This is a genomic window from Sporolactobacillus sp. KGMB 08714 (genome assembly GCF_036598985.1).
Classification (GTDB): Bacteria; Bacillota; Bacilli; order Bacillales; family Sporolactobacillaceae; genus Sporolactobacillus.
In genome coordinates, this window is sequence record NZ_JAUUBW010000033.1 from 26,505 (window position 1) to 34,099 (window position 7,595).

At 34.2% G+C, this 7,595-nt stretch carries 10 protein-coding genes; all 10 read left to right on the forward strand.

What is annotated here, in order from left to right:
- The first annotated feature begins 4 nt into the window (after nucleotides 1–4).
- The 10 genes from Q6A92_RS14150 to Q6A92_RS14195 all read left to right on the forward strand — a co-directional run bounded on the left by Q6A92_RS14150 (nucleotide 5) and on the right by Q6A92_RS14195 (nucleotide 7,398).
- Complete coding sequence (locus Q6A92_RS14150; protein WP_332238488.1) at nucleotides 5–457, forward strand: hypothetical protein; 453 nt, start codon at nucleotides 5–7, stop codon at nucleotides 455–457.
- 4 nt (nucleotides 458–461) lie between these two features.
- Nucleotides 462–818 (forward strand): hypothetical protein, encoded by a 357-nt coding sequence (locus Q6A92_RS14155; protein WP_332238489.1) that lies wholly within the window; start codon nucleotides 462–464, stop codon nucleotides 816–818.
- Between the two features lie 50 nt (nucleotides 819–868).
- The gene (locus tag Q6A92_RS14160) at nucleotides 869–1,417 is read left to right on the forward strand and encodes a metallophosphoesterase (RefSeq protein ID WP_332238490.1); all 549 of its coding nucleotides are present in this window, start codon (nucleotides 869–871) and stop codon (nucleotides 1,415–1,417) included.
- 59 nt (nucleotides 1,418–1,476) lie between these two features.
- Nucleotides 1,477–1,764: a hypothetical protein gene (locus Q6A92_RS14165; RefSeq protein WP_332238491.1), complete on the forward strand. Its 288-nt coding sequence runs from the start codon at nucleotides 1,477–1,479 to the stop codon at nucleotides 1,762–1,764.
- Nucleotides 1,765–1,819: 55 nt separating this feature from the next.
- Entirely contained in the window at nucleotides 1,820–1,990 is a 171-nt protein-coding gene (locus Q6A92_RS14170; RefSeq protein ID WP_332238492.1) for a hypothetical protein, read from the forward strand.
- A 780-nt stretch (nucleotides 1,991–2,770) separates the two neighbouring features.
- On the forward strand, nucleotides 2,771–4,609 hold the full coding sequence (locus Q6A92_RS14175; RefSeq protein ID WP_332238493.1) for a KAP family P-loop NTPase fold protein: 1,839 nt from the start codon (nucleotides 2,771–2,773) through the stop codon (nucleotides 4,607–4,609).
- A 1-nt stretch (nucleotide 4,610) separates the two neighbouring features.
- A complete protein-coding gene (locus Q6A92_RS14180; RefSeq protein WP_332238494.1) occupies nucleotides 4,611–5,294 on the forward strand; it encodes a hypothetical protein in 684 nt (227 codons plus the stop codon).
- Between the two features lie 3 nt (nucleotides 5,295–5,297).
- Entirely contained in the window at nucleotides 5,298–5,624 is a 327-nt protein-coding gene (locus tag Q6A92_RS14185) for a hypothetical protein (protein WP_332238495.1), read from the forward strand.
- Nucleotides 5,621–6,673 carry a Qat anti-phage system QueC-like protein QatC gene (gene qatC, locus Q6A92_RS14190; RefSeq protein WP_332238496.1) on the forward strand — a complete coding sequence of 351 codons (1,053 nt, stop codon included), beginning with the start codon at nucleotides 5,621–5,623 and terminating at the stop codon, nucleotides 6,671–6,673. Before Q6A92_RS14185 ends, qatC begins: the two co-directional genes overlap by 4 nt.
- Nucleotides 6,670–7,398, forward strand: coding sequence for a TatD family hydrolase (locus Q6A92_RS14195; protein ID WP_332238497.1), 729 nt, complete (start codon nucleotides 6,670–6,672; stop codon nucleotides 7,396–7,398). The genes qatC and Q6A92_RS14195 overlap by 4 nt, the downstream gene beginning before the upstream one ends.
- Nucleotides 7,399–7,595: the final 197 nt, after the last annotated feature.

Sequence of the window (7,595 nt, forward strand, 5' to 3'; positions counted from 1 at the left end):
TCTCGTGAGGAAAAATCAAATTTCAATATCTGTTGAGAGATTTTTAGATCAAGCAAAAGATGGACAGGAGGAAGCTTTCACAGTTTACACAGAAGGTAATAATATTTGGGAGACATTGGCCAGTGGATTTTTCAAAGTTGTGACGGAAATAACGAAATCGCAAGAGCTTCCACTGTCGATTAGAGCAGAGACGTATCACAATAAGGCGATTGGCATTATCATTGCAAAGGGCTTCCCTGATGATTGGAGAGTGTTACAAAATGCGGCGTCGGATCGCGTTGTTAGAGAAATGGTGGAGATCATTCCAAGAGGGGGAAATCTTCACGTATTAATGAGTGAGGAAGCAGATAAGGTTCAGTCTCACGAAAAGGACGCAAAACGGTTATCCTATTATGATTTGCTTAAGGTAGCGGCAGGACTTTCGGAACGTTTAAGTAAAAAGAGCAAAGGAGAATAATTTTGTGCCTACAATAGGATTTGCATTTAAACCATCAGCTGGGTGCCTCATTCTTGAAAACATGGAACTTGTTTGGCAACATCAAATGGACGAGAAGCATAAAATTTTTCAACAGCTTTCACGTGTCGAAGCATTTGATTATTATTTTTTGGATGACATTCTTGTTATTCCTGATCCTGTGCCAGTAGCAAAGGAGAAATGGAATAGAAAAATTGGTATTAGTAATCTGGAAATAGAATGTGAGGGGAATTTTTTAGTCTTCTTTAATTGCCGTAAAGTAGAAGAAGGTTTTATCTATGCTGATTCGTTGAGCCTTCCGCAGTTTCAATTTTTGAGAAGTTGTATTCAATGGGAGAAATAAAAGGAGAACCGAGTGGAAATGAATATGTAAAAAGAAAGGAGTGATAGATTATGGTGAAATATTTTATCGCTGATACCCATTTTTGTCATGAAAATATTATTTCATTTAGTGATCGTCCATTTAAGAATGTTTCAGAAATGAATGATGAGATGATTAAGCTTTGGAATGAGAGGGTACAGTCTCCAGATGATGAAGTTTATATATTAGGCGATTTTATGTATCGGGGTTCTGGCGAAAAGGCAAATGAGGTATTGAAAAAGTTAAGAGGAAAAAAGTACTTAATTAGAGGAAATCATGAGCAATATTTAGATGATTCTGCATTTAATTTAAATAATTATGAATGGATTAAAGATTACTATAGTTTTTATTACCAACGGAAGAAAATTGTACTGTTTCATTATCCAATTCTTGAATGGGATGGCTATTTTAATAATTCGATTTTACTTTACGGGCATGTTCATGATAAAAGGACGGAATATTTCAATAGTTGTTTGGGGCCGAGAGCGTTGAATGTTGGTGTAGATATGATTGGGTTTGCTCCATTAAGTATTGATAAAGTATTGGAAAAAATTGAAGAGCAGGGAATATCATTTTATTAATTCGATTGTAATTGATTTCTGAAATGATTGAGTGTGAGAAATAAAACGGAGGTTTGAATATGCTGTTAAAACGCCTAGATTCTATTACGATAGGGCAGTACATTGTATTTACCGAGTCTGAGACCATTTATGAATTAGAAATCACTGGGGAGAAAAAGACGCTGCAAAGGTTTCCAGGAGAAGGCAAGAGGACGCTCAGAAAAGATAACGAGGAGTTAAATATTATAGGGAATTTCATGATTGTGGTGGGAGAACCGGCTGTATTCGTGCTCGAGCCGCTTGGGATATTCGGAAACTGTACGATTCGCACTACTACAAGAGTACAAAAAATAGAGCGTATTAATTAGCATTTACGCTTCTAAAAAAATGTTAAAAATTTGAGTATATAAAGGAGCGAATTATTTGAATAATTATCAATGCTATCTAAATGGTGTATTTTATGGTGGTGGTGATGCGGAGTTTATGGTTGAGCTATTTACTGATTATGTTCTATTAAAAAATATGTATGGAAAAAAAGATTGCGATTTTAGAATAGTAAGATTCGCAAATGACAAAATTAATGGACAATTATAAAAAGCAAGTTGCTGGATTTACAAAAATAATAGATTCCCCCCATTTACTACACCAAAACGATGCATCTGTGGTAAAAATCCTATTATAGAAGGTTTTATAGGGGTATCAATCGTTATTGAGTGGGAATAAAGTAGATACCTCGTTTGGTGTCGAAACGTTGATTTAACAGCATTTTTGGCAAGGGTAAAATGGATAAAAACACTTAAATTGATAAGGATCTCCGCCAGAATTCCGCCAAGGACTTGAGTCGGAGAACTGCATCAGTTCGAGGTTTAGAAGGTATATTTTGAAGAATATGCCTTCTTTTTTATTTTATTTTATTTTTCCGCCAACTAATTTTGTGTATTAAAGTTTGATTCCCACTCCGTTTAAGTATACTGGGTATAAGCAAAAATACAGTAAAAAATTAGGGGCTTTAAAGCGGTATCAAACCATACAAAACGTGTGAACCAAAAATAAAATACAATTTCTGCACTCAATCAGACTTATTTCTCTCTCAAAAAATGAACTTCCAAAATTCAATATTCATTAATCTAAGAGGGTAGCTTAATAGTCAATTTTTTGGCTGTGAGGTGCCCTCTTTGAGGATACATAATCCTGTTTTATCAACCACCACCCTTTTTAGATAGCCTCTTAATGGTATAATCGAAACGTACATTCTATTATTCTGTTGGTCAATATTGTGCACTATCGATAAGTTTCAAGGTAAAGAATGTTTCATTATGATTTTTTGAAGAGATTGTAATTATAAGTTTTTCTTATAAGGGGGTAGAGATATTTATGTGGTTAGACAATGCATCTGATATAGATATCCTATTTTATGGACCATATGCCAAATTAATTGCCAATATTGCAAAAGACGAATCAAATAATCCACTTACTATTGGAGTTTTTGGACTTTGGGGTGCTGGTAAATCTACATTATTAAACTTGATTAATCAGCAGTTAGATGATGAACAAAAAATCATCTGTGTCAAAATTAATGCTTGGATGTTTGAAGGATATGAAGATGCCAAAACAGCTTTGATGGAGACACTCTTAAAAGAATTGTATGAAGCAAAACCATTTGAACAAGTTAAGGATAAAATAAAAAAACTATTTGACCGCATAGATCTCTTCAAACTTGCAACTTCAGCAATTTCAGTTGGTGCTTCTGTTGTCGCAAGTGCAGCTATGGGGAATCCATTACCAATAGCTATGGTTATCCCACAAAATGTTGGTGAAATTGCCAATACGATTAAAAATGGAGCTGAAAAAGTTCAAGAGGGAAAGCATGAGTACGTCAAACACGAAACGACTGTAGATGGTGTAAGAAAATTTCGCAAAGACTTCGAACAGATGCTCAATGATGCTCATGTTGATAATGTAGTTGTAATCGTTGATGATCTTGATCGATGCACTCCCGAAAGAATAATAGACACCCTAGAAGCAATCAAGCTTTTTCTATCTGTTAAGCATACAACCTTTATTATCGCTGCTGATGAAAACGTTATACAATACGCAATCAAAAAAGAGTATCCTAACATTGATGGCTCTAGTGTAGAATTGTCAACTGAATATACTGAAAAGATTATTCAATTGCCAATCTACATTCCTGAATTGTCGTCAAAGGATATTGAAAATTACTTAATACTCCTTGTGACTCAAGACTATCTATCAGCATCTGATTTCCAATGCTTGATTGAAAAGATTTATGAAAAAAAATATATAATCAGAGACACTCACATAGATCTTACAGAGATCCAGTCACTGATTTCAGAGTTGGATCTGACATTTAATCCATCAGAAGAATACTTTAAGACAGATGCAGCGATTATTGATAGTGTCAGAGACATTGTTTCAACTACTTTAAAAGGAAATCCTCGACAAGCAAAAAGATTTTTAAATACATTCGTGACAAAAAAATCACTCGCTCAAATGTACTATGATGACAAAGAAATTGACATGCGTATTCTTGCCAAATTATTAGTGTTACAGAAGCTGGACTCTGATTTATTTAATCAACTCAACGAGTGGAATAAAGAATTCACAATTTGCAATGACAAATTCAAAGCCATGTATGAAGCTGTATTGTCTGGCACTTCTGACACTATTGATGTTGATTATACAAAATGGGCTCTTCCATCTATTAGAAAATGGCTTGAATGTGAGCCTAGAGAACTATTTAATCAAAGATTAGATAAATACTTCTATCTGACTCGAGAAAATCTTAAAAAAAATATTATTGATCCGCAAAATTTCACCAGCCAAGCTCGACAGATCCTAGAAAAGTTGGGGTTAGCTGTACGTGGAACAATTGCCGGAATAATAAATGACATGAAAAAACTTTCACCATCTGATATTAATGATATTTTTTCAGTTTTACTGCCTCGAATCGAGAAAGCTCAGCTTGAATACTTTATCATAAAGGAGCTTTTTATTGGATTTCCTCCTTATAGTGATAAAATTTTAGATTCCATCGAGAAATCAAAACAAACTATTAAACCTGCCGATTCTGTTTATTTGACCGAAATGTACAAAACAAATAGTGAGATTGTGTTACCTATGTTAGACAAAATGAAAGATAGTAGTAGACTAAGCCAAAAACTATATGATCGCATAACTGGAAGGAAGAAATAATATGGGAACTTCAAAAGGATACATTGCCCCTACTCGTATACAATGGACTCAAGCAAAACGTGCAGTTTCCCAAATGCTTCGTGACGGTGATCCTAGATTCACAAAAAAAGCAGCAAGTAAGTTTGCAACAGCAATGAAATCTGATGCCTCTTATGGGGGAACATTTACAAGCGCGGCAGCAGGCATTCTTGGTTTATCAAAAAATATTGCGAGTCATGGAATTGATTATGCATTAAATCAAGCACAGAGATCAGATTTAATCGGGAAACCTCCTGAGGAGATATGGAACGAACTACTAAACGAATATACACATAGTGGTGCAACTGCTGAAGACTCGCTAGCCGCAGATGCGTTATCAAAGGCATTAGATAATTTACAAATTATAGACTTGGAACAATTAGGTAATATATCACAAGAAGCATTACTAAAAGAAATGTTAGTTGAATTCATAGCTATAAGCTTTGATTTTCGTTTCGCCGAGAAAATTGGTAAAGATAGATCTCCAGCAGAAACACACCGCATATTAAATGAAATGCAAGATTATATCAGAAGCAGTGTGTATGAGAATATAACCTTCAACGAAATAAAAGATATTAATTTTGCTAATTTATCAGGCAATCAATATGTTGGCAAAGCTTTAAATGATGCTTTTTCTGTATTTGAAGATCTATATGTGGAGGAATAGCAAATGAGAGTTTGGATAAATAAAAATCAGGAAGAAACACCATCTGCAAATTATAGTGATGCTTATGTTTTTTCGCTTAATAGAAAAGGATATAGTAAAATCTTTACTAACATAGCTGATACATGGCTTAGGATTGGAGAGTTGTCCATTCAACAAATCTATGAAGATCTATTTGTTATTGCAATTTCAGTGTTTGCCATGGATAAGCGAATTTCACGTTCGCAATTTCAAGATTGTTGGACTCGTGAAATAAATGCATCAATACCAGTAATTGAATTTGAAAAATGGAAGTCAGTAGAAGATTTATGGAATAAAACACTGAGTTTTTGACTGGTGACTTATGGAACATATCTTTCCGTAAAACAGATAATCAATACAGTTTAAGGACTCGTTCAAGCCGGATAAAACTAGACATATCCGATTGCGATGCAGTGAGTTTATTTTCCGGTGGGCTAGATTCCTTCTGTGGAGCAATTTCTTTACTTGAGCAAGGATGTTCACCATGTTTATTTGGGCATAATGAATATCCAAAATTACGAGCAAAGCAGGAAAAACTAGTATCAATGTTTGGTGAGGAATACCATAATCAAACTACAAAATTTTTGAGCTTTACAGCTAATTCAAGAGCGCCTATTAACTCCGCCGGAAAGCTCAAGGGAACTGAGAATACTTCAAGGGGAAGATCATTGCTATTTTTGTGTGGGGCATTAACAATAGCCGGTATTCTTGGAAAAAATGTTCCAGTATATATTCCTGAAAACGGATTTATTGGACTAAATATTCCCCTTACAAATAGCCGAAAAGGCACATGTAGCACTAGAACAACACATCCTTATTTTTTGAGAAGTTTCAGACAGATACTTAATGCTGTCGGAATAAGCAATCCTATAATAAACTTTTACGAATTTTGTACTAAACGAGAAGTTGTCAATTCTGTGAAAAACACCAACGCTTTTACAAAGGGTTATACAGACACCATCTCATGCTCCCATCCTTGTGTTGCACGATACAATAAATCCGGTTCACGAGAGTACCCCATTAATTGTGGTTACTGTTACCCATGTCTAATTAGAAAAAGTTCTTTATTGGACGTAGGCCCAGAAAATTCGGAAGAAAAGTATACTTATAAAAGTGTATCTTATGACTTATTGCAAAGACTTTCTGAAAGTAATCGATCAAATGATCTTTTTGCTGTTATTAGTAGTATATACAGGTATCAGAATGTAGGGGATGCTGAAATCAAACGGCTGATTATGTGCACAGGTACTCTATCAATTAACGATATTGAGAACTATACTCGTGTCTACAAAAAAACAATGGAAGATTTGATAGAATTGTTCTTTCAAGATCCTAAAATGAAGGAGTATATAAAATTATGATGGGGAGGCTCATAGATACACATTTCCACTTAGATTATTATAGAAACCATAAAGAACTATATGAAACCATTAACAAATTAAAACAATTTACATTGTGTATGACAAACTCTCCAGGTATCTTTGTATCTTGTAAAAGAATATACAACGAAACGAAATATATTAGATTTGCTCTAGGATTTCATCCGCAACAATCAACTCTAAGCGTTAGAGATTTCTCGAATTTTTTGGTTTTAGCGAAAAATGTAAGATATATTGGTGAAGTTGGTCTAGATTTTTCCTCAAGTAGATATTTACCTAAGAATCAACAATTAGATTATTTCGAACAAATAGTTAAATTTTGTGCAGAAAATAATAAACTAATGTCTGTACATTTACGTAAATCCGAGAATGCGGGGATAGACATTATAAAGAAATATAAACCATCAAAATGCATAATTCATTGGTTTACTGGTTCATCTACGCAACTAAATGCCCTTGTAGCCTTAAATTGTTATTTTTCCATAAATACTAATATGACACACAGTAAGAAAACAAAACCAAAGCTCCCACTTATCCCTACTAACAGACTCCTAGTAGAAAGTGATGGCCCCTTTACAAAAGTTAATGGTAATAAATTCACACCCAAATTACTTTCAACAGCTTATCAATCAATAGCTGAATACTATGCGAATATAGATTTTGCAAGCCAAATATATATAAATTTCAAAGAATTATTACAGAAATAAAATGGTCTCATTACTGGTTGGTTCACAACATTTATCCATGACTGAATCAAGACTGCCACCAATTTACCTATATATGAGATAGAAAAATTCAATAGATTTACAGAGTGATGAAATTTTTTGGAGGCTGTCTCAAAAGGTCAGTCTGTAGTGAAAAACGAGAGGGACATTTTTTCCCTCTCGTTTTTCGCTCATCCTTG